This window comes from Streptomyces sp. OZ13 (assembly GCF_052068155.1).
GTDB lineage: Bacteria > Actinomycetota > Actinomycetes > Streptomycetales > Streptomycetaceae > Streptomyces.
On sequence record NZ_JBQHCZ010000017.1, the window covers coordinates 93,311 to 113,519 of the forward strand.

Here is a 20,209-nt window from a genome sequence, read left to right on the forward strand (position 1 = left end):
CCGAAGGCCGTACGGGGCCCGGGGCTTGCCCTGGTTCGGGTAGTGGGGGTCCCGCCACGGCCGCCAGGTCGTAGGGGGACGGTTGGGGAACAAGCCCGCCGCAGGCGCCGCCCGCCCGCGGCGGGGCCCCGTCATGCCTCCGCGTCGTACGCCACCCGCAGCGCCGTCTCCACCGCCTCGACCGCCGCCGCCCGGCTCAGGCCGAGACGGCGTGCCTCGGCCGCGTACTGCGTCGCGGCCGCCGCCGCCCGCCGCTCCGCCGCGTCACCCGCCGCCGCGACGAACGTGCCGTTGCGGCCGCGCGTCTCGATGACGCCGTCCCCCTCCAGCGCCCGGTACGCCTTCGCCACGGTGTTGGCAGCGAGCCCGAGCTCCTCCGCGAGGCCGCGGACGGTCGGCAGCCGGTGGCCGACGGGCAGCACGCCCGAACGCGCCTGTTCGGAGATCTGCGCGCGCAGTTGCTCGTAGGGCGCGTCCGGCGCGTCGGCGTCGATGGTGATGTTCAAGGTCACCGGCCGATTCTCGCACCGCCCGGAAATTCCCGGGCGATCGTGCCCGTCGGCGCGTACCGTGCCTGCCCATGACTGTGATCGTCCGTGATTTCCGCCCTGAGGACGCCGAAGCCGTGACGCGGGTACGCCGCGCGTCGCTGCCGTTCGAGGTGATGACCCCCGAGTCGCTCCTCTTCGAGGTCGAGAACGCCAACCCGGCGAAGAAGTACCGGCTGTTGGTCGCCGAGAAGGACGGGGAGCTGATCGGCACCGCCCATGTCGGCATCGCGTACGACGCGGCGGAGCCCGGGCAGGGATTCGTCACCCCGCACGTCCACCCCGACCACCAGGGCCACGGCGCGGGTGGGCTGCTGCTGCGCGTCGCGGAGGACCATCTCGGGGCGGAGGGGGCGGCGAAGGTGTACGCGTGGGTGCTGAAGGAGCCGCGGAACCTCGCGTTCGCCGAGAAGCGCGGCTACCGGCCGACCCGTTCGGCGCACTTCCAGCGCCTCGATCTGGCGAACGGGCCGCTCCCGGAACTGCCCGCGCCGCCCCCGGGCGTGGAGCTGCGGACCGCCGCCGACTTCGAGGCGGACCCGCGGCCGATGTTCGAGGCGGACGCGGAGGCCACGTCGGACGAACCGAGCGACATCCCCACCGATTTCCGTGACTACGAGGACTGGCTGAGCCACACCTGGAACCAACCGCTGCTCGACCGGCGGCTCAGCTCCGTGGTGATGGTCGACGGCGAGGTCGCCGCGTACACGGCCGCCATGACGGACGGCGGCACCCGCTATCTGTCCGGCATGACGGGCACGATGCGTGCCCACCGCGGCAAGGGGTACGCCAAGCTCGCCAAGACCGACTCGCTGCGCCGGGCCCGTGCGGCGGGCTACACCGACGCGTTCACGAGCAACGACGGCGACAACGGCCCCATGCTCGCGATCAACAAGTGGTTCGGGTACGAGATCTGCGCCTCGGAGGTCCGCCATGTCCGCACCCTCGATTGAGGTACGGCTGATCAAGGCGGGGGTGACGAAGATCCGCTATCCGGCGGACCTGCTCTCCGACGACGGCACACATGTCACGGTCCGCGCCCTGTGGGCGGCTCCCGGGGTGCGTGACTTCGGTTTCGTACGCTTCGAGCCCGGCGATGTGTTCACCGAGCACTACTGGCGGGACCGCTGGTACTCGGTGAAAGAGGTCCGCAGGGACGACGGCGTGCTCAAGGGCTGGTACTGCGACATCACACGGCCCGCAGAGCTCGAAGAGGCCGGCGGGCTGAGCGTCGAGGACCTGGATCTGGACCTGTGGGTGTCGGCGGACGGCAAGGAGATCCTCCGGCTGGACGAGGACGAGTTCGAGGAGAGCGGTCTCCGCGAACGTGACCCGAAGGCCGCGGCCGAAGCCGTACGGGCCCTGGACGAGCTGGAACAGCGGGCCCGGGCGGGCAGTTTCACGCAGTTGCTGGACCGGTGACACGGTGAGGGGCGGGCCACGACCGTGGCCCGCCCCTCACTTCTTCATGTCGGCTTCGCTTCTAGGCGGCCGACCGGTTCTTGACGATCAGCTTCTTCAGCCACGGCCAGGCGAGCAGCACCACGATCACGGCGTAGACGGTCACCGAGAACGGTGTGTTGACCAGCCCGACGGCGCTGCCGTCGCTGATCTGCAGCGCGCGCCGCAGCTGCTGCTCGGCCGCCGGGCCGAGGATCACACCGATGACGGCGGGCAGCACGGGAAGACCGTAGCGGCGCATTCCGAAGCCGATGAGACCGATGATCAGCAGGATCACCAGGTCGATGGCCTCGCCGCCGACCGCGTACGCGCCCACCGCCGCGAAGAACAGGATGCCGGCGTAGAGGTACGGGCGCGGGATGCGCAGCAACTTCGCCCAGAGCGGCGCGAGCGGCAGGTTCAGCGCGAGCAGCAGCACCATGCCGACGAACAACGAGGCGATCAGGCCCCACACCAGGTCCGGTTCGCGTTCGAAGAGCAGCGGTCCGGGCTGGATGCCGTACTGCTGGAAGGCGGCCAGCATGACCGCCGCCACGGCCGTCGTGGGCAGGCCGAGCGTCAGCATGGAGACGAGCGTGCCCGCCGCGGAGGCGGAGGCCGCGGACTCCGGCCCGGCCACGCCCTCTATGGCGCCCTTGCCGAACTCGTCCTTGTGCTTGGAGAGCCGCTTCTCCGTGACGTACGACAGGAAGGTGGGGATCTCCGCACCGCCGGCCGGGATCGCGCCGAACGGGAAGCCGATGACGGGCCCGCGCAGCCACGGCTTCCAGGTGCGCTTCACATCGGACTTCGCCAGCCACGGCCTGCCGACCGGGATCGCGTCACCGCTGTTGCGCCGCAGATGGGCGGCGACCCAGAGGGCCTCGCCGATGGCGAAGAGACCGACCGCGACGATGACGACGTCGATGCCGTCGGCGAGCTGGAGGGAGCCGAAGGTGAGGCGCTGCTGACCGGTCATCTGGTCGAGGCCGACGAGGCCGAGGGTGAGACCGATGAGCAGCGAGGCGAGGCCGCGGATCCTCGACGAGCCGAGGACCGAGGTGACCGCGATGAACGCCAGCACCATGATGGCGAAGTAGTCGGGCGCGCCGATGTCGACAGCGAGCGCGGCGACGGTCGGGGCGAGGGCGACCAGCAGGATGGTGCCGATCAGGCCGCCCGCGAAGTGGCCGCCCGCCGCGGCCGCCAGCGCCTGCGCGCCGCGCCCGGCCTTGGCCATCGGGTTGCCCTCGATCGCTGCGACGACCGCCGCGCTCTCTCCGGGCGTGTTGAGCAGGATCGACGTCGTGGAGCCGCCGAACATGGCGCCGTAGTAGATGCCGGCGAACATGATGAACGCGCCGGTCGGCTCCAGCCCGTACGTCACCGGCAGCAGCAGTGCGACCGCCATGGCGGGGCCGATGCCGGGCAGCACGCCGATGGCCGTGCCGAGCAGGACGCCTATCGCCGCCCAGAGCAGGTTGACCGGGGTGAGCGCCGTCCCGAAGCCGTCGAGGAGGGAGTTCAGGGAATCCATCAGAGCACTCCCATCAGCGGGCCGCCGGGCAGCGGGACGCCGAGCAGGTTGTTGAAGACGAAGTAGGTGACGACGGACAGGACCGCCGCGATCAGCGGATCGCGGTCGATGCGCCGGCTGCCGAGCGCGTAGGCGGAGCCCCAGAAGAGCAGCGCCCCGGAGACCGGGAAGCCGAGCGGCCCGATGAGGACCGCGTTCGCGAGGAAGACACCGGCGAGCAGCAGCACGGTCCGCCAGTCGCTCGGCTCGGAGAGGTCGATGTCCTCTCCGCCCTCCGCCTCTCCCCGGCCGCCTCTCAGCACGTCGACGGCGAGAAGGACGGCGACGGCCAGCAGGCCGATGCCGACGGCGATCGGCACGGTCGTGGGTCCGACGGGCCCGCGCTGGGCGATGTCGACGTCCATGGTGAGCGCGTCGGTGAGGACGAGGACGCCGATCACGAGGAGCAGCGCGCCGACACCGAGTTCGGAGTGTTCCCGGAGCCAGGCTCGCCTGTCCGGGGTTCTGGTCGTGGACCTGGTCGAGCTCACAGCCCCAGCTCCTTCAGCACCTGGTCGACGCTTTCGTCCTGCTCGTCGAGGAAGTCGCCGAACTTGTCGCCGGTGAGGAAGGCGTCGTCCCAGCCGTTCTTCTTCATGGAGTCCTGCCACTGCTTGGATTCGTGCAGCTTCGTGACCAGCCCGACGAGCTTGTCGCGCTCGCCGTCGGTGAGGCCGGGCGGTGCCACGATGCCGCGCCAGTTGGTGAATTCGGTGTCGAGTCCGGCCTCACGCAGGGTGGGGGCGTCCAGACCGGGGACACGCTTCGGCCCGGTCACGGCCAGCAGCCGCAGCTCGCCCGACTTGATCTGGTCGAGGTACTCGCCGACACCGGAGACCCCGAAGGCGACCTTGTTGCCGAGGATCGAGGCCAGCAGCTCACCGCCGCCGTCGAAGGGGATGTAGTTGACGGACTTGGGCGCGATCCCGGCGGCCTGCGCCATCAGCATGGGCGCGAGGTGGTCGGGCCCGCCGGGCGACGAGCCGCCGCCGACCGGAAGCTTGCCCGGATTCTTCTTCCACGCCTCGATCAGCTGGCCGATGTTCTTGTACGGGGAGTCCTTGGCGACCACCACGATGTCCTGCTCCTCCGTGAGCCGGGCTATCGGTGTGGTGTCGGCCAGGGTCTTCGGCGACTTGTTGGTGTGTACGGCGCCGACGACGCCGAGGCCCATGGACATGGCCAGCTTGCCGTTGCCGTGCTCGCCGACGAGCCGGGTCAGACCGACGGTGCCGCCGGCGCCGGGCAGGTTGAAGACCTCGATGTTGTGGGTGAGCCCTGCGTCCTCGGCGTTCTTGGCGGCCGTGCGGGCGGTGATGTCGTAGCCGCCACCGGGGGTGTTGGGAACCATGAACCGCAGACCGGGGATCTGGGTACCGGTTTCTGCGCCGCTGCCCGAGGTGAGCAGCGGCGGCCCCACGAGCACCAGCAGTGCCGCCCCGAGCAGGGCAATGGGGGTGCGCAGTCGCACGGGATCGCCTCTCGTCGTAGATGTGTGAAGTGGCCCACATGTTGCCTGCGCGTTAAGAAGCTGTCTCTCTTCCGGAATCAACGGACGTTGTGGTCCTTGTGGTCGCGGCTTAGCGTGTCGGCGTGACAAAGGTGCTGGTGGTGGACGACGACTTCATGGTCGCGAAGCTGCACAGCCGCTATGTGTCCCAGGCGGAGGGCTTCACGGTCGCCGGGGTGGCCCACAGCGGCGGCGAGGCGCTGCGCGCCGCGGAGCGGCTGCGGCCCGACCTCGTGCTGCTCGACGTCTACCTGCCCGACATGGACGGGATCACTGTGCTGCGCGAGCTGCGGGCGGCGGAGGAGCGTGATCCGGACCGGCCCAGCGCCGACGCCCTGTTCATCACGGCCGCACGGGACGCGGCGGTGGTCCGCTCCGCACTGCGTGCGGGCGCGCTGCACTACCTGATCAAGCCCTTCAACCAGGCCGCGCTGCACGAGCAGCTCCGGCATGTGGCCGCGCTCCGCTCACGCCTCGACCGGCTGGACGAGGCGCGTCAGGAGGACGTGGACCAGATCTTCGGCACCCGCCCGCCCGGCTCCCGCGAACTGCCCAAGGGCCTCGCCCCGCACACGGCGGAGCTGGTGGAGCGCATCCTGCGGGAGCACCCGGGCGATCTCTCTGCCTCCGAGTGCGCGGCGGCGGGCTCCCTGTCGCGGGTGAGCGCACGGCGGTACCTGGAGTACTTCGCCGAGACGGGCCGGGCCGAGGTGACGCTCCGCTACGGCGGCACGGGTCGCCCGGAGCGCCGCTACCGCCGCGTCGGCTGACACGGGGGCGCGGGGGGCGCCGCGGGTGCGGCAGGTGGCACGGGCGCGGCGGGTGCCGCGTCTTCGAAGGTGCGGGTCAGGTGCCGGCCGGTGGCTGGTGGAGGCCGAAGGGCGAGCCCTGGTCGTCGTGGCACAGCTGGAAGCGGCCGAAGCGGGCGACCGTGTCCTCGTCGCCGCTGCCGACGTCGATGTCGTCGACCGTGCCGCCGAGCTCGCGCACGCGGACGACGGCCTGTTGCATGTCGTCGACGCGGAAGAAGACGTACGGGCCGGCTCCGGGGTCCCCTCCGTGCACTCCGCCGGGGACACCGGGGGTGCGGATCGAGTAGCCGCCGCCCTCCGTCGTCCCGGCCTCGAAGGTCCAGCCGAACAGCCCGGCGTAGAACGTCCGGGCCCGCTCGGAGTCCGCGACGCCCAGTTCGAAGAACGAGATCTCCCCGGCCATGCCCTCTCCCGACGTCGGTGGTACCCGGTGCCGTCCCACCGTACGGCGGCCGCCTGGCACCCGCATCCGGCCGGTCGGCCGCTGCGCGCCACTCCCCGGCGGTGGTCAGACGTCCTTGTGACGGGTGTGGAGGTGGCCGTCGAGAGGGAAAGCGGGAGGCGCCGCGGGCAGAACCCTGTCGAATGCGTAGCGGCATTTCTCCGCGACGCGGCACGACGCGGGATTGTCCACTTGGTGAAGGAGTTCGAGCCGTTCCAGCCCGTCGCCCCCGAACGTGTCGAAGGCCCACCGGGTGAGCACCTCGAGAGCTCGGGAGGCCACACCGCGTCCGCGCGCACGTGCCGTGGTCCAGTAGCCGACCTCCGCGAACGGTTTGCCGGCGGACACCTCTTTGAGCACCACGTTGCCGACCAAGTGATCCGCGGACGAGCCGGGACGCGTCGCGAGGACCGCGAAGGCGAACCGGGTCCCTGTGGCCCATCCCTGCCGTTGGGCCTGCACCCAGCGGGCCGCGTCGGCGTCGGTCTCCATCGCGGAGCCGGCCCATCGGCGCATGGCAGGCTCCTGATACGCCTCGATCAGCGCGGCGACGTCCTGTTCGCACCACGGGCGAAGGAGGAGCGAGGGAACGTCCGGCGCCGCTTGCGCACGCAGGACGACGGCCCGCCGTCCCGCTCGGTCGTACGCGCCGGCGTGCCCGTCGGCCGTGCGGGGCAGCCGGACCCGCAGGGCCTGGACGGACCATGCGAGCGCCGGCGCGAGACTCTCCGGCGCCGGCCAGCCGTTGATGATCGCCAACAGTTCGAAGTACCGCTCTCTGCGGGCGTCGTGCAAGCCCTCCAGCCGCGTCAGCAGATGACGGCGGAGGTCGACGCCGTCGGCGCGGCTCAGGACATTCGCGCAATGTGCTGTGAGCGCCGCGACGACCGGTTCGGCTTCGGGCGACTCCGGTCGTACGCCGCCGGCCAGAGCCGGGCCCACGAGGTCGCGAACGGTCGCGGCGAGATCCCGGTGCGGGGTCCGGGCGCCGGTGTGGGCGTACTGGGCCGCCAGGTCCTCGGCCGGCCGTCGCACGGCGGCCCGGAAGTCCGGGTCCTTCGACAGCTCGGCCAGTTCCACCCAGGCCTTCATCTGCTCCGGGTCGGGGTCGCCCGGCAGTTCCGGCGTCATCGACCGCATGGCCCCCGCCATGCCGGGGCCGTCGCCGAGGCCGCCGAAGACGGCGTCGAGGAAGTCGCCGATCAGGCGTCGGCGTCCGTCTTCGGAAAGCCGTGTCAGTTTGTGCATGAGAGCTGTCTCCTCCGGGGTGGAGCCGCGTTCGGCCACCGCCATCAGCACCGCGCGCCGCATGCCCAGGGTGCGGATCTGCACCGCGAGCGCAGCTGCGTGCGCCGCCGCCACTTCCGGCAGTGAGCGCTCCCGGTCCATCACCTTGCGAGTGGTGGCGAGATCCAGCCCCAGGTCGCGCAATGTCCGCACGAGGCCGAGACGGGCGATGGCGTCGGGACGGTAGAGGCGGTAGCCGGCCGGGCTGCGTTCAGCGGGCGACACGATCCCGTGATCCGAGTAGAACCGGATGGTCTTGACCGTGAGTCCGGTCCGCCGGGCCACTTCGCCGATCGAAAGGAGTGCGTCGCCGTCCATGCCCCCACCCTGATGTCTCCCCCGGAAGGAGACTCAAGCTATCGGCCCGGCCTCACCAAGGTCCCGCTCCCCCGCCCGGACATCGACGGACGGAAACCGGCTGCGTCGCCGGCCGCCCGCCCACGGAGCGACGGCGATGAAGACCAACTGCTCGGGACCGGTCAGGCGTTCTACAGTTCGACGTCGAGGTCGACTCGGGTCTGTTCGGCTTCTCCGTGCAGTGTCTGCTCTGGCTGACCGTCGTGCCCGCCCGGCTCGATGGCATCGCCCGGACCCTGGCGGGTCATCCCGAAGCGGCCTTCGTGGGCAGCACAACCTGCCCTCACAACCTGGTCGCGATCGCCGTCTGCCGGGACGCCGGCGCTCTGCACACCTACCTCACCGACCGCATCGGCTCGCTCGACGGCATCGACCGCATGGAGACGGTGATGATCACCTCCTACACGAAGCGTGCCGCCCCGGCGGTTTGAGGACAGTTCCTCATGGGACGGGCGCGTCACTGTCGCTGCCGCCCACATCCTCAGCGGCTGCTTAGCGTCGCCTTAAGAGGGCCATAAGGATCGGCGCACCCCCACCCAGCAGGCGATTTCAGGCATCGGGAGCGGCTAACTTGCAGATCGCCGGGGCCGGTTCGAGCAGTCGGTGCCGTAGTCCGCGGGGGGCCGCGCCGCCTGCTCGAACCGGCCCCGGTGTCCCCCCATAGCCGTCTGAAGGAGAACGTCCCCATGACCGCTCGCCGCAAGGTCACCACGGTCGCCGCGCTCGGCCTCGCGCCGCTCGCTCTCGCCGGTCTCGCCACGGCGCCGGCGTCCGCCCACGGATCGATGACGGACCCGGTCAGCCGGATCTCGGCCTGTTTCGCGGAGGGGCCGGAGAGCCCGGACTCGGCGGCGTGCAAGGCGCTGGTCGCGGCGGGCGGGACGCAGCCCCTGTACGACTGGAACGAGGTCAACATCGCCAATGCGGCGGGCAACCACAAGCAGTTGATACCGGACGGCAAGCTGTGCAGCGCGGGCCGCGACAAGTACAAGGGTCTCGATCTGCCGCGCGCCGACTGGCCTTCCTCGCCGCTCGCCTCCGGCAACCACACCTTCCGATACAAGGCGACCGCACCGCACAAGGGCACCTTCGAGCTGTATCTGACGAAGGACGGCTACGACCCCACGAAGCCGCTCAAGTGGTCGGACCTGGAGGAGAAGCCGTTCGCGAAGGTCACGAACCCCAGGCTGGAGAACGGCGCGTACGTCTTCGACGGCATCGTGCCGAACAAGTCGGGTCGGCACCTGGTGTATTCGATCTGGCAGCGCTCGGACTCCCCCGAGGCCTTCTACACCTGCTCCGACGTGGTCTTCGGCAAGGACAGCGGTGGAAGTGCGGCGGCCCCCGCCGCGAGTGCGCCCTCCGAGCAGGACATCGAGAAGGGTGCCGACAAGTCCACGGTCGACCACGGCGGTCACGGCGGTGACGACCACGGTGATCAGGCGGGCGCGGGCGCCGGGACAGGTACGGGCACGGGCACGGGCACGGGCGACGGGGCCGGGAAGCCCGCGGAGCAGCCGGCGGAGAACGCCCCGGAGGCGAAGGGCGCCGACGAGCCCGCGGCGGCCCCGGCCGCCCCGGAGACGTCGGACGAGAATCTCGCCGCGACAGGTGGTGACAGCAGCACCACCTACATGGCGATCGGCGGTGCGGCGGCGCTCGCGGTCGGCGCGGCGGCGCTGTTCGGGCTGGGCCGGCGCAGGACCGTGACGCCGGGCGGACGTCACAGCCGCTGAGTGCGACACGGCGGGGCCGCCGCCCGTGGCCGGGAGACCGGGCACGGGCGGCGGCCTTCTGCCGTGCGCCGGGTCAGCCGAAGACGGACGCGCAGGTGGTGGGTCTCGCGTGCGCCGGGTCGAGCGCGTTGGCCACCTCGTGGTAGGCGATCAGGTCGAGCACGCCGATCGCGACGTGCTCCGACAGATCGAGTGGGCAGAGGTCCTGGAGCAGCACGTTGCGGACGTTCGGCCCGCTGAGGTACTGCGACCGCCAGGGGGTGACCACCTGGTCGTAGCGGGTGGCGATGACCGTGTAGCGCACACCGGGCACGGTGTCGCCGTCCGCGTTGAGCTTGGTGAGGAAGGCGGATCCGGTGACCTGGTCGGCGAGGGCCGGGGTGTGCCGGCCGAGCAGGTCCGCCGCGCCGGGGAAGTACGGCAGCAGCCCGGTGAAGCCATTGAGGGTGGTGCCGTGGTTGCTGGGGGCGATGCCGACGAGGGCGTTCACCTTCTCGGCCCCGCCCAGGAACTTGAGGTAGTAGCGCGGCATCATGCCGCCCTGGGAGTGGCCGACGATGTCGGCCTTGGGCGCGCCGGTCGCGGCGAGCACCTTGTCGACATAGGCGTCGAGTTGCTCCGCCGACTTGTCGATGGGTCCGAGGCCGTGGAAGAAGGGCACGTTCGGGAGTTGCCCGTAGTCGAGGGAGAAGACGCAGTAGCCGCGCTTCACCAGATACGGGGCGAGGACGAGCCAGTTGTCGACGGAGTTCCCGAGGGTTCCGTGGACGAGGACGACGGGGCGGGGATGGGCGGCGGAGGGCTTGCAGTCGTAGTTGTTCCAGCCACTGCTGGGGGCGGCAGTGGTGGGTTCCGCGGTGGCGGTGGCGGCCGGGGTGAGGGCGACGGCCACTGCGAGCATGAGGGCTGACAGTGGTCTGAGCGCACGTTTCCAAGGCAGCATCGATCTGTCTCCTTGCGGCTCAAGGGAGTTGCGATGGCTGGATTCGCTGTGCTCACGTCAACTTACGGGCGGGTAACCAGAACTGGGAAGTTACGCGTCGGTAAAGACTGCCCCTTCTTACGGAGCGGATCTGCTATGTACCGGCTCCGCGACGGCGGACAGGCGGCCGCCAGGTGGCGGGGGCAGACCGTGCCCCGGAGGAACGTGTGCGGGCAAGCACCGCTCCGGCAGCCGGGTGCACGGGCAGGAGGCCACGGCTCGGCCGCCCGGCGCCCTACGCCGCCAGCGATCCCGGCACGACCGCCCCGGGACCGAACTTCGCGCGGGCCCGGTCCGCGACCTCCTCGATCCGGCGCGCCCGCTCGTCGGCAGGGTCGAACGTCAGCTGCCGCGCTGCCCGTTCGGCCGCCGTCAGGTCCTCGGCGCGCAGCGACAGCCCCCGCACCCTGGCCCGCTGAAGCCCGAGCGCCCGATGGAGCGCGTATGCGGCGTCGGCGAGCGCCGCCGAGTGGGCGGTCGGCTCCCGCAGGGTGCGGGTACGGGTGGTCGTGGACCGGTCGGCATAACGCACCGTGAGCGTCAGGGACCTGCAGACCTGACGCTCGCCCCGCATCCGCGAACCCAGCTCCTCCGCGAGCGAGAGCAGCGCCCGCCGGTGCTCGACCTGGTCCAACTCGTCGAGGTCGAAGGCCCGTTCGGCGGCCATCGAGCGCGAGAGGGCGTTCGGGACGACCGCCGTGCGGTCGATGCCGCGGGCCCGTTCCCACACCTCGCGCCCGGCCCGCGCGCCCAGGATCCGCTGGATCACGGCGAGCGGCGCGCCGGCGACACGGCCGGCGGAGTCGAGACCGTACGCGCACAGGGTGCGGGCGGTCACCGGCCCCACCCCGTCGAGCGCGGCGACCGGCTTGTCCGCCAGGAAGGCCGCGGTCTCCTTCTCAGTCACCACCAGGGTCGTGCCCGGCACCGCCTCGCGCGCGGCCATCCTGGCGATCATGGGTACGGGTCCGACACCGATGACGCAGTCCACGCCGCAGTGCGCGAGCGCCCGCACCCGCAGCAGGGAGGCGAGCTGCGCCGCGTCCCGCCCGAAGTACCGCTCCGCACCCCGGACGTCGACGAGCGCGGCGTCCGGCGGCAGCGCCTGGACGACGGGGCTGATGTCCTCCGCCACGGCGAGCAGCGCGGGCAGCGCCGCCTCGTACATGGGCGGCAGCAGGAAACGCACGTAGAGGATCATCCGGCACTCCCGGGGCTCTGATGCCACAACTTCCTTCCGCCCGCGGCAGCTTCACCGGCGGGCTTGAGATCCGCCCAGGGGTTGAGCTCGTAACCCGTCGGCAGCTGGATCCGGCGGCCGTTGTCCGATCCGGCCTCGCCGTCCGGCTCCGGCGCCGGGGCGGCCAGCCGGGCGGCGACCGCGTCGAGGCCGCCGGTGCGCCGCAGTTCCACCAGATCCGCCAGATTCCAGGCGGCCGAGCCGACCACGCTGAGGCTGCGCGGCCCGCGCCGCTGCACCACACCGCGCACCAGCAGCAGCCAGGAGTGGAAGACGGTGTGGGCGCAGGCGGCGTGGCTGTCGTCGAAGAAGGCGAGGTCCACCAGGCCGGTGCCGTCGTCGAGCGTGGTGAAGATGACTCGCTTGCCGGAGCGGATCGGCGGGGTCTGGGTGGCCGCCTTGGCACCCGCGACGAGCACCGTCCGCCCGTGCGGGGCATCGCGCAGCCTCTGCGCGGAGAGCACACCGAGCTCGGCCAGGAAGGCATGGTGATCCGCCATCAGATGACGGGAGGCGTCCATGCCGAGCACGCCCAGCTCGGCGCTGAGGCGTTCCGCGTCCCCCAGGTCGGGCAGCCCGACCGGTGCGGTCTTCCGCCCCTGGGCCAGCGGGAGCTGGCTGCCGTAGGGCGCGGCGCCGCGCTGGGTGCGGTGCAGTTCGGCGAGGTGCAGCAGCAGATCGCGGCGGTTGGCGCCGAAGGTGTCGAGCGCGCCGACCTGGGCCAGCCGCTCGGCGACCGGCCGCGAGGGGCAGGCCCGCTGCCAGAAGTCCAGCAGCGAGGAGTACGGCTGCCCCGCCTCGATGCGCGCCGCCTCCGCCTCGCTGATGCCGTGCACGTCGGAGAGCGCGAGCCGCAGCCCCCAACGGCCCTGTCCGGGACGGGAGCCGGCGGCAGTGCCGGAACCAGGACCCGAGCCGGGTTGGGCGTCGGCGCCAGGACCGGTCCCGGTACCGGCCCGGGACGATGCATCATCAGACACCAGTTCGATTCGGTGGGCGACCGCCGACCGGTTCACATCCAGCGGCAGCACCGGCACCCCGCGCCGCCGCGCGTCCGCCAGCAGCAACCGCTTCGGATACATCCCGGGGTCGTGGGTGAGCAGCCCGGCGTAGAAGGCCGCCGGATGGTGCGCCTTGAGCCAGGCCGACTGGTACGTGGGCACGGCGAAAGCGACCGCGTGCGCCTTGCAGAAGCCGTACGACCCGAAGGCCTCGACGATCTCCCAGGTCCGGCCGATCACCTCGGGCGCGTAGCCCTTGGCCCCGGCGTTCTGCGCGAACCAGGTCTTGATCTTCCCCTGCGACTCCGGGTCGGAGAGACCGCGCCGCACCCGGTCGGCCTCGTCCCGGCCGCAGCCGGTCATGATGTCCAGGATCTCGATGATCTGCTCATGGAAGACGACCACTCCGTATGTCTCCCGCAGCGGCCCTTCCAGGTCGGGATGCGGATAGCGGGCGGGTGCCCGGCCGTGCCTGGCCTCGATGAACGGCCGCACCATGTCGGCCGCGACCGGACCCGGGCGGAACAGTGAGATGTCGACGACCAGGTCGCCGAAGGTCTCCGGCTGGAGCCGCCCCACCAGGTCGCGCTGACCGGGCGACTCGATCTGGAAGCAGCCCAGCGTCTCGGTCGACTTGATGAGCCGGTAGGTGGCCGGGTCGCCCGGCGGCACGGCGTCGACGTCGACCTCCTCGCCGGTGGCCCTGCGCACCTCGGCGACCGCGTGCGCCATCGCCGACTGCATCCGCACCCCGAGGACGTCGAGCTTGAGCAGACCGAGCTCCTCCACGTCGTCCTTGTCGAACTGGGACATGGGGAAGCCTTCGCCGCTGGTCGGCATCACCGGCGTGCGGGTGAGCAGCGAGGCGTCGGAGAGCAGCACGCCGCACGGGTGCATGGCGACCCCGCGGGGCAGCGCGTCCAGCGCCTCGACCAGCTCCCACATCCGTTCCCGCTGCTTCGACTCCCTTGCCACCTCCCGCAGTTCCGGCAGTTCGGCCAGGGCCGCGCGGGCGTCGCGGGCCCGGATGTGCGGGAAGGACTTGGCGAGCTTGTCGATCTCCGCCGGATCCATGGACAGGGCGGCGCCCACGTCCCGGATCGCGTGCCTGACCCGGTAGGTCTCCGGCATGGCGACGGTCGCGACCCGCTCCTCGCCGAAGCGGCCGATGATCTCCCGGTAGACCTCGAGCCTGCGGGCGGACTCCACATCGATGTCGATGTCGGGCAGGACACGCCTCCGTTTGGACAAGAAGCGCTCCATCAGCAGCCCGTGCTCGACCGGGTCGGCGTGCGCGATGCCGAGGAGGTGGTTGACCAGGGAACCGGCCCCGGAACCGCGCGCCGCGACCCGGATACCCATGCCCTTCACGTCGTCCACGACCTGAGCGACCGTCAGGAAGTAGGAGGCGAAGCCGTGGTGGGCGATGATGTCCAGCTCGTGGTGCATCCGCTCCCAGTACTCGCGCCGTCCGTCGTAACCGCGCAGCACCATTCCGGCGGCGGCCCGGGAGGCCAGCACCCGCTGCGCGGTGCGGTACTCGGCGCCGACGAGGGCCGGCTCCGGGAAGTGGACACTGCCGATCCCGAGGTCGTCCTCGGGGTCGACCAGGCATTCGGCGGCCGTCTCCTCCGTCACGGCGAGCAGCCGGTGCGCGAGTTCGCGCCGGAAACCGGCGGCCTCCGCGACCCGGGCGGCGAGGGCGGCCATCGCCGCCGGGTCCTTCAGCCAGCGTTCACCGCTGTCGAGGCCCTTGCGCGGGTCGACCGGCACCAGGCGGCGGGCGGCGTCGAGGACGTCGGCGACGGGGCCCTGGCCGGGGTCGGCGTAGCGGACGGCGTTGGTCAGCACGGGCCGTACGCCCTGCTCGGCGGCGAGGCCGAGGGTACGGGCGGCATGGCGCAGCGAGCCCGGACCGGTACCGCCCCCGCCGTGGTGCACGACCTCCAGGCGCAGCCGGTCGCCGTACCGCTCCCGCCAGGGGACGAGCAGCTTGGCCGCGCGGTCGGGCCGGCCGGCGGCCAGTGCCCTGCCCACCTCGGACGAGGGGCCGAGCAGCACGGTCAGCCCGTCGCCGTGGTTGTCGTCCCAGGGCAGCAGGGGGCTGCGGGGGTCGGTGGCGTGGGCGGCGGTGATCATCCGGCACAGGTCGGCCCAGCCTCGGCGGTCGCGGGCCAGGAAGACGGTGCGGGGCGCGGACTCGTCGACGAACGCTCCGCCGCGCACAGGGGTGCGGCGCCGCTCGGCGGGTCCCTCCTGTCGGGCCCGCTCCCCCACGGCGAGGTCCACCCCGAACAGCGGCCGTACGCCTTCCTTGGCGCAGGCTGTGATGAAACGGACCGCGCCCGCAAGGGTGTCGCGGTCGGTCAGCGCGAGGGCGTCCATGCCGCGCTCGGCGGCGCGGCCGGCCAGCCGCTCCGGGTGGGAGGCCCCGTACCGCAGGGAGAACCCGGAAACGGTGTGCAGATGCGTGAAGTAAGGCATCCGCACCTCCTGAATCAGTCGTTCTCACCTCCCCCACCTCCAACCATAGACCAGTTTCGAACATGCGTACGACACATTCCCGGAGCCTTCCCGCAGCCCCGCGTTTCCGCCCCCGCGGGGCGGCAGTGAGGTGCCGCGCGGGGCTACGGAGTGGTGCCCGGCCGCGGCGGGCCGGTGGCGGTACGGCGGCCCGGCAGCGCCGCCGCCAGGAGCGCACCGGCCGCCGCCACGGCCGCGAGGACGGTCAGCGCCGGCCCCGTCGCGGAGACGGACATCACCGCAGGCCCCGCCGGCCCCGCGCCGGGTGCGGCGAACGCCATCAGCGCGGTCGCCACGGCCACCCCCAGCACCGGACCGATGTTCATGGCGGTCTGCTGGAGCCCGCCCGCGACCCCGGCGTGCTCCGCGGGCGCGCCACGTACGACGACCGCCGTCGCGGCGACCATCGCGGCGCCGAAACCGGCGCCCACCAGGAAGAAACCGCCACCGACCGGCACCGCGCCCGCCGCCCGGTCGAGGCGGGAGAGGGCGAGGACGCCGACGGCGAGGAGGGACATCGCCACCACGGTCGTCCGGCGCGGACCGTACCGGCGCAGCGCCACCGCGGACACCGGCGCGCCCAGGACCACCGCGACCGCCCCCGGCAGGGCCTGCAGAGCACTCCGGAAGGGATCGAGACCGAGGACGTCCTGAAGGAAGTAGACACCGGCGAACAGGGCCCCGGACAGCACCGCCGACGCGCACACCAGCACCCCGAGCGCCGGGGCGACGGCGGCCGACCCGAGCATCTCCGGCGGCACCAGCGGGTCCCGGCCGCGCCGTACGTGCCGTACGAACGCGCAGCCCGCGACGACCACCGCGCCGCACCCCGCCACGGTCAGGGCCGCCCGGCCGGTGCCCGGCATGCCGACGAGCGTGTGCACCAGACAGACCAGGGTCACCGCGAGCAGGCAGGCCCCGACCGGGTCGAGCCCGGCCCTTGGGGCAGGGGCGGGCTCCGGGTCCCGCACGACGAGGACGAGCAGTCCGATCACCAGCGCCGGTGCGACATTGAGCAGAAAGACGGACCGCCACCCCAGCTCGGCGGCCAGCGCCCCGCCGACGACCGGCCCAGCGGCGGCCGCCGCTCCGATCGCGCTGGTGCGCAGCGCGATCGGCATGCCCAGCCGGTCGAGCGGAAAGGCGGCCCGCAGCATGCCGAGGGTGGCCGGCTGCAGCAGCGCGCCGAAGACACCCTGCGCGACGCGCAACGCGATGACCCAGCCGATGTCCGGCGCCAGGCCGATCCCGGCGGACGCGGCGCCGAAGCCCAGCATCCCGACGGCGAAGACGCGCCGGTGGCCGTACCGGTCCCCGATGCGCCCGGCGAGGACCAGCAGGCTCGCCACCGCGATCAGATAACCGGTGCCGGTCCACTGGACCTGTTCGAACGACGCGAGCAGATCCCGTTGCATGACGGGCTGCACGATGGTCAGCACGGTGCCGTCCAGGGCGACGACCGAGGCGCCGACGACACTGCCGGCGAGCATGATCCGCCGATGGGCCGCGCTCCGGCCCACGCTCGGGGCGGCGCTCCGGCCCGCGGTCGGGGGGTGCCCGCTCGGGTGCGTGCCCTTGCCTGCGCTTCGGCCCGCGTGGCCCGGGCTCGGGGCCGTACTCAACGGGGGGCCGGCCCGAGATGGGCGTCCAGCACGGTACGCAGCAGCGGTTCGACGTCGTCGGTGCCCGTCGCGAGCTGGAGGCTGCCCCAGCCCCAGAGCTGGGCGATGCCGTGCAGGTTCGCCCACAGCGCGGTCGCGACGACCTGCGGCGGGGCGTCACCGGGCCGCGGCCGCACCCGCGCCACCGCGTCCACGAACGTGCCGAAGAGCGGCAGGCTGGTCTCCCGCAGACCGAGATGACCGCTCTTGAGCAGGTCGTGGCGGAACATCAGCTCGAACATGCCGCCGTCGGTCCGCGCGAAGTCCAGATACAGACGGCACAGTGCGGCGACCCGGGCGCGGGGGTCCTGATCACCGCCGTCGACGACCTCGGCGGCCCGGCGCGCCAGGTCGGTGAAGCCCTCCCGTGCGATCGCGGACAGCAGGGACAGGTGGGTGGGGAAGTAGCGGCGCGGGGCGCCGTGCGAGACGCCCGCGCTGCGGGCGATCTCCCGGAGGGAGAGCGCTTCCACTCCCCGGGTGGTCACCAGCTCGACCCCAGCGGCCACCAGCCTCGCCCGGAGACTCTCGTCGTGTTGCGTCGCAGCAGTCATAGACACTGTCTACCGCAGTCCGTAGACAGTGTCTACCTCAGCCATTCGGACGCTACCGACTGCGCGGGCGGCGGGTGCCGTCGAGCGTTGGGGCCATGGCACAGACGGCACAGACAGACGGCGAGCCGCGCAAGGGGTTCCTCGACGAGGTCAAGGAAGCGGTGACCGTGCGGGCCGCGATCCTGGTCATCGGAGTGCTGGCGCTCCAACTCGGGTTCATCACGTCGTACATCGGCGCCTTCCACCAGCCGAAGCCGCACATGATCCCGCTGGCGATCACCTCGCCCGACACACAGATCGCCGACGAGGCCCTGTACCGGCTCGCCCGGCTGCCGGGCGACCCGCTGGAACCGCGCACCGTCGGCGACGAGGCGGCCGCCCGGCAGCAGATCCTGGAACGCGAGGTCGACGGGGCGCTCGTCATCGACCCACGCGGCACCACCGACCGCCTGCTGGTCGCGGGCGGCGCGGGGGGAGCGCTCTCCGAGGCGCTCGCCGCGGTCGTCGGAAAGGCGGAACAGTCGCAGCAGCGCAGGATCGAGGTCGTGGACATCGTCCCGGGCGCCAAGGGCGACGCGCGCGGCCTCTCCTCGTTCTACCTGGTCGTCGGCTGGTGCGTGGGCGGCTACCTGTGCGCGGCGATCCTCGCCATCAGCGCGGGGGCCCGGCCCGCCTACGGGGCGCGCGCCGTCATCCGGCTCGGCGCGCTGCTGCTCTACTCGATCACCGCGGGACTGCTCGGCGCGCTGATCGCCGGCCCGGTCCTGGACGCACTCCCCGGCAGCGTCTGGGCACTGTGGGGTCTCGGCACACTGCTCGTCTTCGCGGTCGGAGCACTCACGCTGGCGCTTCAGGGACTGGCGGGGATCGTCGGCATCGGCCTGGCGATCCTGCTCGTGGTCGTCCTCGGCAACCCGAGCGCGGGCGGGGCCTACCCGTACCCGCTCCTCCCGCCGTTCTGGCGCACGATCGGCCCGGCGCTGCCACCGGGAGCGGGCACGTATGCGGCGCGCTCCATCGCGTACTTCAGGGGGAACGGGGCGGGCGGACCGATGCTGGTGCTTGCCGCGTGGGCGGTGGCGGGCTCGGCGGTCACGCTGGCATGCGCGGTGGCGCGGAAGCGCCGCGCGGAGGAGTCGCCGCGGGACGTAGGACCGGGGCGGCCTGACAGAGTCAGCCCGTCCGGCGTTTGAGGACACGGCGCGAAGCGCAGTACCGGTCCGGGCGGAGCCCGGTTCGGTAAGGGGCGGGGTGGGGACAAGCTCCGCGCAGCGGCCAACTGCCAGCCCCGCACCCCAAAAAACCCCGGCCCCGCCGCTGCCACGCGGCAGCGGCGGGGCCGGGGCCGGCCGGACGGAAGAAAGGCGTCAGCCGATTTCCGCACCCAGGACCGACAACGCCTCCGTCACCGGCTGGAAGAACGTCTCGCCGCCCGAGCTGCAGTCGCCGCTGCCGCCCGACGTGAGGCCGATCGCCGCGTCGCCCGAGAAGAGGGAGCCGCCGCTGTCGCCCGGTTCCGCGCAGACGTTCGTCTGGATGAGGCCCTCGACGATGTCGCCGTTGCCGTAGTTCACGGTGGCGTCGAGGCCCGTCACCTCACCGTCGTGGACCTGCGTGGTGGAGCCGCTGCGCGTCACCTGCATGCCGACGGTCGCCTCGCCCGCCTGAGTGATGGCCTGGGACCCGCCGTCGTAGAGGTTCACCTCGCTCGGGTGCTCCGTGGCGCCGTTGTACTTCACGAGCGCGAAGTCGTTGCCGGGGAACTGCGAGTCGACCATCGTGCCGACGGCCGGGCCGCCCGCCGAGTCGGACCACTCGCTGCCGGACTGCCCGCAGTGTCCGGCCGTGATGAAGTGCGGCTCGCCGTCCTTGACCACGTTGAAGCCGAGCGAGCAGCGCCCGCCGCCCGAGTGGATTGCGTCGCCGCCGGCGATGAAGGGCCTGAACTCGCCCGCGGTCTTCTTGAGCTCCGCCTTGGCGCCGAGACCCTTGACGACCTCCTGGAGCTTGGCCCAGTCGGCACCCCCGACCGTGCGGTCCGCGGTGACGACGACCTTGTTGGTGACCGGGTCGGTCGCCCACGAGGTGCCGGGGATGGTCGCCTTGTCCGTGAGGGTCTGCCGGGCGCTCTTCAGCTCGACGAGGGTGTTCTCGACGACCCTGGCCTTGCCGCCCGCCTCGCGCACCGTCTGCGCCGCGTCCTCGCTGAGCACGTTCACGATGAGCGCCTTGGCCTTGGCGTCGTAGTACGCGCCGGCCTCCTCGGCACCCAGGTCCGCCCTCAGCGTGGCGGCGAGGTCCCCGGCCGCCGGCGCCGTGAGCGCCTTCACGTCGAACTGCGCGGTGTGGTCACTGGCGTTCGCGCTCTGGAATGTGACGCCCGCGGCAACGATGGCGACGACCGCGCCGCCCGCTACTGCCGCTTTCCTCTTGGGTATGCGTCGGTGCTTCAACTTCGACCTCCTGTGGGGGCCGCGCCCGGAGCAAGTGGGGTGCCCGGACGCGGAGGATGAGTCGCCCACTATTCCGAGGCGTCGCAG

Annotated in this window: 18 protein-coding genes and 1 pseudogene; 6 read left to right on the plus strand and 13 right to left on the minus strand. The window is 72.2% G+C overall.

Features of this window, described 5'->3' with window-relative positions; genetic code table 11:
* Positions 1–131: 131 nt before the first annotated feature.
* Positions 132–512: a GntR family transcriptional regulator gene (locus ACTMTU_RS29795; RefSeq protein ID WP_441266534.1), complete on the minus strand. Its 381-nt coding sequence runs from the start codon at positions 510–512 to the stop codon at positions 132–134.
* Positions 513–580: 68 nt separating this feature from the next.
* Between ACTMTU_RS29795 and ACTMTU_RS29800 the strand changes: the two genes are divergently transcribed.
* Positions 581–1,501 carry a GNAT family N-acetyltransferase gene (locus ACTMTU_RS29800; protein ID WP_441266535.1) on the plus strand — a complete coding sequence of 307 codons (921 nt, stop codon included), beginning with the start codon at positions 581–583 and terminating at the stop codon, positions 1,499–1,501.
* Positions 1,482–1,970, plus strand: a complete 489-nt coding sequence (locus ACTMTU_RS29805) for a DUF402 domain-containing protein (RefSeq protein WP_441266536.1) — start codon at positions 1,482–1,484, stop codon at positions 1,968–1,970. Before ACTMTU_RS29800 ends, ACTMTU_RS29805 begins: the two co-directional genes overlap by 20 nt.
* Positions 1,971–2,031: 61 nt before the next feature.
* On the opposite strand, the gene ACTMTU_RS29810 is transcribed toward ACTMTU_RS29805, so the two are convergent.
* Genes ACTMTU_RS29810 through ACTMTU_RS29820 form a run of 3 tightly spaced genes read right to left on the minus strand, consistent with a single transcriptional unit; the run spans position 2,032 to position 5,035 of the window.
* Entirely contained in the window at positions 2,032–3,525 is a 1,494-nt protein-coding gene (locus ACTMTU_RS29810) for a tripartite tricarboxylate transporter permease (protein ID WP_441266537.1), read from the minus strand.
* Positions 3,525–4,055, minus strand: a complete 531-nt coding sequence (locus ACTMTU_RS29815; protein ID WP_441266538.1) for a tripartite tricarboxylate transporter TctB family protein — start codon at positions 4,053–4,055, stop codon at positions 3,525–3,527. Before ACTMTU_RS29815 ends, ACTMTU_RS29810 begins: the two co-directional genes overlap by 1 nt.
* Positions 4,052–5,035 (minus strand): Bug family tripartite tricarboxylate transporter substrate binding protein, encoded by a 984-nt coding sequence (locus tag ACTMTU_RS29820; RefSeq protein WP_441266539.1) that lies wholly within the window; start codon positions 5,033–5,035, stop codon positions 4,052–4,054. The genes ACTMTU_RS29815 and ACTMTU_RS29820 overlap by 4 nt, the downstream gene beginning before the upstream one ends.
* A 122-nt stretch (positions 5,036–5,157) precedes the next feature.
* Here ACTMTU_RS29820 and ACTMTU_RS29825 point away from each other — a divergent pair, with 122 nt between their 5' ends.
* A complete protein-coding gene (locus ACTMTU_RS29825) occupies positions 5,158–5,844 on the plus strand; it encodes a response regulator (RefSeq protein WP_189473501.1) in 687 nt (228 codons plus the stop codon).
* 76 nt (positions 5,845–5,920) lie between these two features.
* Here ACTMTU_RS29825 and ACTMTU_RS29830 read toward each other — a convergent pair whose 3' ends face one another.
* The 3 genes and pseudogenes from ACTMTU_RS29830 to ACTMTU_RS29840 all read right to left on the minus strand — a co-directional run.
* A complete protein-coding gene (locus tag ACTMTU_RS29830; protein ID WP_441266540.1) occupies positions 5,921–6,289 on the minus strand; it encodes a VOC family protein in 369 nt (122 codons plus the stop codon).
* Between the two features lie 105 nt (positions 6,290–6,394).
* The gene (locus tag ACTMTU_RS29835) at positions 6,395–7,018 is read right to left on the minus strand and encodes a GNAT family N-acetyltransferase (RefSeq protein WP_441266602.1); all 624 of its coding nucleotides are present in this window, start codon (positions 7,016–7,018) and stop codon (positions 6,395–6,397) included.
* Positions 6,998–7,933 (minus strand): annotated as a pseudogene (locus tag ACTMTU_RS29840) (MerR family transcriptional regulator); the annotation flags it as partial. The gene ACTMTU_RS29835 and the pseudogene ACTMTU_RS29840, both read right to left, overlap by 21 nt.
* A 215-nt stretch (positions 7,934–8,148) precedes the next feature.
* Between ACTMTU_RS29840 and ACTMTU_RS29845 the strand changes: the two are divergent.
* Both ACTMTU_RS29845 and ACTMTU_RS29850 read left to right on the plus strand, forming a co-directional pair.
* A complete protein-coding gene (locus ACTMTU_RS29845) occupies positions 8,149–8,403 on the plus strand; it encodes an Lrp/AsnC ligand binding domain-containing protein (RefSeq protein ID WP_441266541.1) in 255 nt (84 codons plus the stop codon).
* A 255-nt stretch (positions 8,404–8,658) separates the two neighbouring features.
* Positions 8,659–9,708 (plus strand): lytic polysaccharide monooxygenase auxiliary activity family 9 protein, encoded by a 1,050-nt coding sequence (locus tag ACTMTU_RS29850; protein ID WP_441266542.1) that lies wholly within the window; start codon positions 8,659–8,661, stop codon positions 9,706–9,708.
* Positions 9,709–9,781: 73 nt separating this feature from the next.
* On the opposite strand, the gene ACTMTU_RS29855 is transcribed toward ACTMTU_RS29850, so the two are convergent.
* The 5 genes from ACTMTU_RS29855 to ACTMTU_RS29875 all read right to left on the minus strand — a co-directional run bounded on the left by ACTMTU_RS29855 (position 9,782) and on the right by ACTMTU_RS29875 (position 17,669).
* On the minus strand, positions 9,782–10,651 hold the full coding sequence (locus tag ACTMTU_RS29855; protein WP_441266543.1) for an esterase/lipase family protein: 870 nt from the start codon (positions 10,649–10,651) through the stop codon (positions 9,782–9,784).
* Positions 10,652–10,925: 274 nt separating this feature from the next.
* Positions 10,926–11,891, minus strand: coding sequence for a DNA polymerase Y family protein (locus ACTMTU_RS29860; protein WP_441266544.1), 966 nt, complete (start codon positions 11,889–11,891; stop codon positions 10,926–10,928).
* On the minus strand, positions 11,888–15,415 hold the full coding sequence (locus ACTMTU_RS29865) for a DNA polymerase III subunit alpha (protein ID WP_441266545.1): 3,528 nt from the start codon (positions 15,413–15,415) through the stop codon (positions 11,888–11,890). The genes ACTMTU_RS29860 and ACTMTU_RS29865 overlap by 4 nt, the downstream gene beginning before the upstream one ends.
* A 143-nt stretch (positions 15,416–15,558) precedes the next feature.
* Positions 15,559–16,944: an MFS transporter gene (locus ACTMTU_RS29870; protein ID WP_441266546.1), complete on the minus strand. Its 1,386-nt coding sequence runs from the start codon at positions 16,942–16,944 to the stop codon at positions 15,559–15,561.
* Positions 16,945–17,072: 128 nt separating this feature from the next.
* A complete protein-coding gene (locus ACTMTU_RS29875) occupies positions 17,073–17,669 on the minus strand; it encodes a TetR/AcrR family transcriptional regulator (protein WP_441266547.1) in 597 nt (198 codons plus the stop codon).
* A gap of 95 nt (positions 17,670–17,764) precedes the next feature.
* Between ACTMTU_RS29875 and ACTMTU_RS29880 the strand changes: the two genes are divergently transcribed.
* The gene (locus ACTMTU_RS29880; RefSeq protein ID WP_441266548.1) at positions 17,765–18,862 is read left to right on the plus strand and encodes a DUF3533 domain-containing protein; all 1,098 of its coding nucleotides are present in this window, start codon (positions 17,765–17,767) and stop codon (positions 18,860–18,862) included.
* Positions 18,863–19,036: 174 nt separating this feature from the next.
* Here the strand turns inward: ACTMTU_RS29880 and ACTMTU_RS29885 are convergent, their stop codons facing one another.
* Positions 19,037–20,122 carry a S1 family peptidase gene (locus ACTMTU_RS29885; RefSeq protein WP_441266549.1) on the minus strand — a complete coding sequence of 362 codons (1,086 nt, stop codon included), beginning with the start codon at positions 20,120–20,122 and terminating at the stop codon, positions 19,037–19,039.
* Positions 20,123–20,209 lie beyond the last annotated feature (87 nt).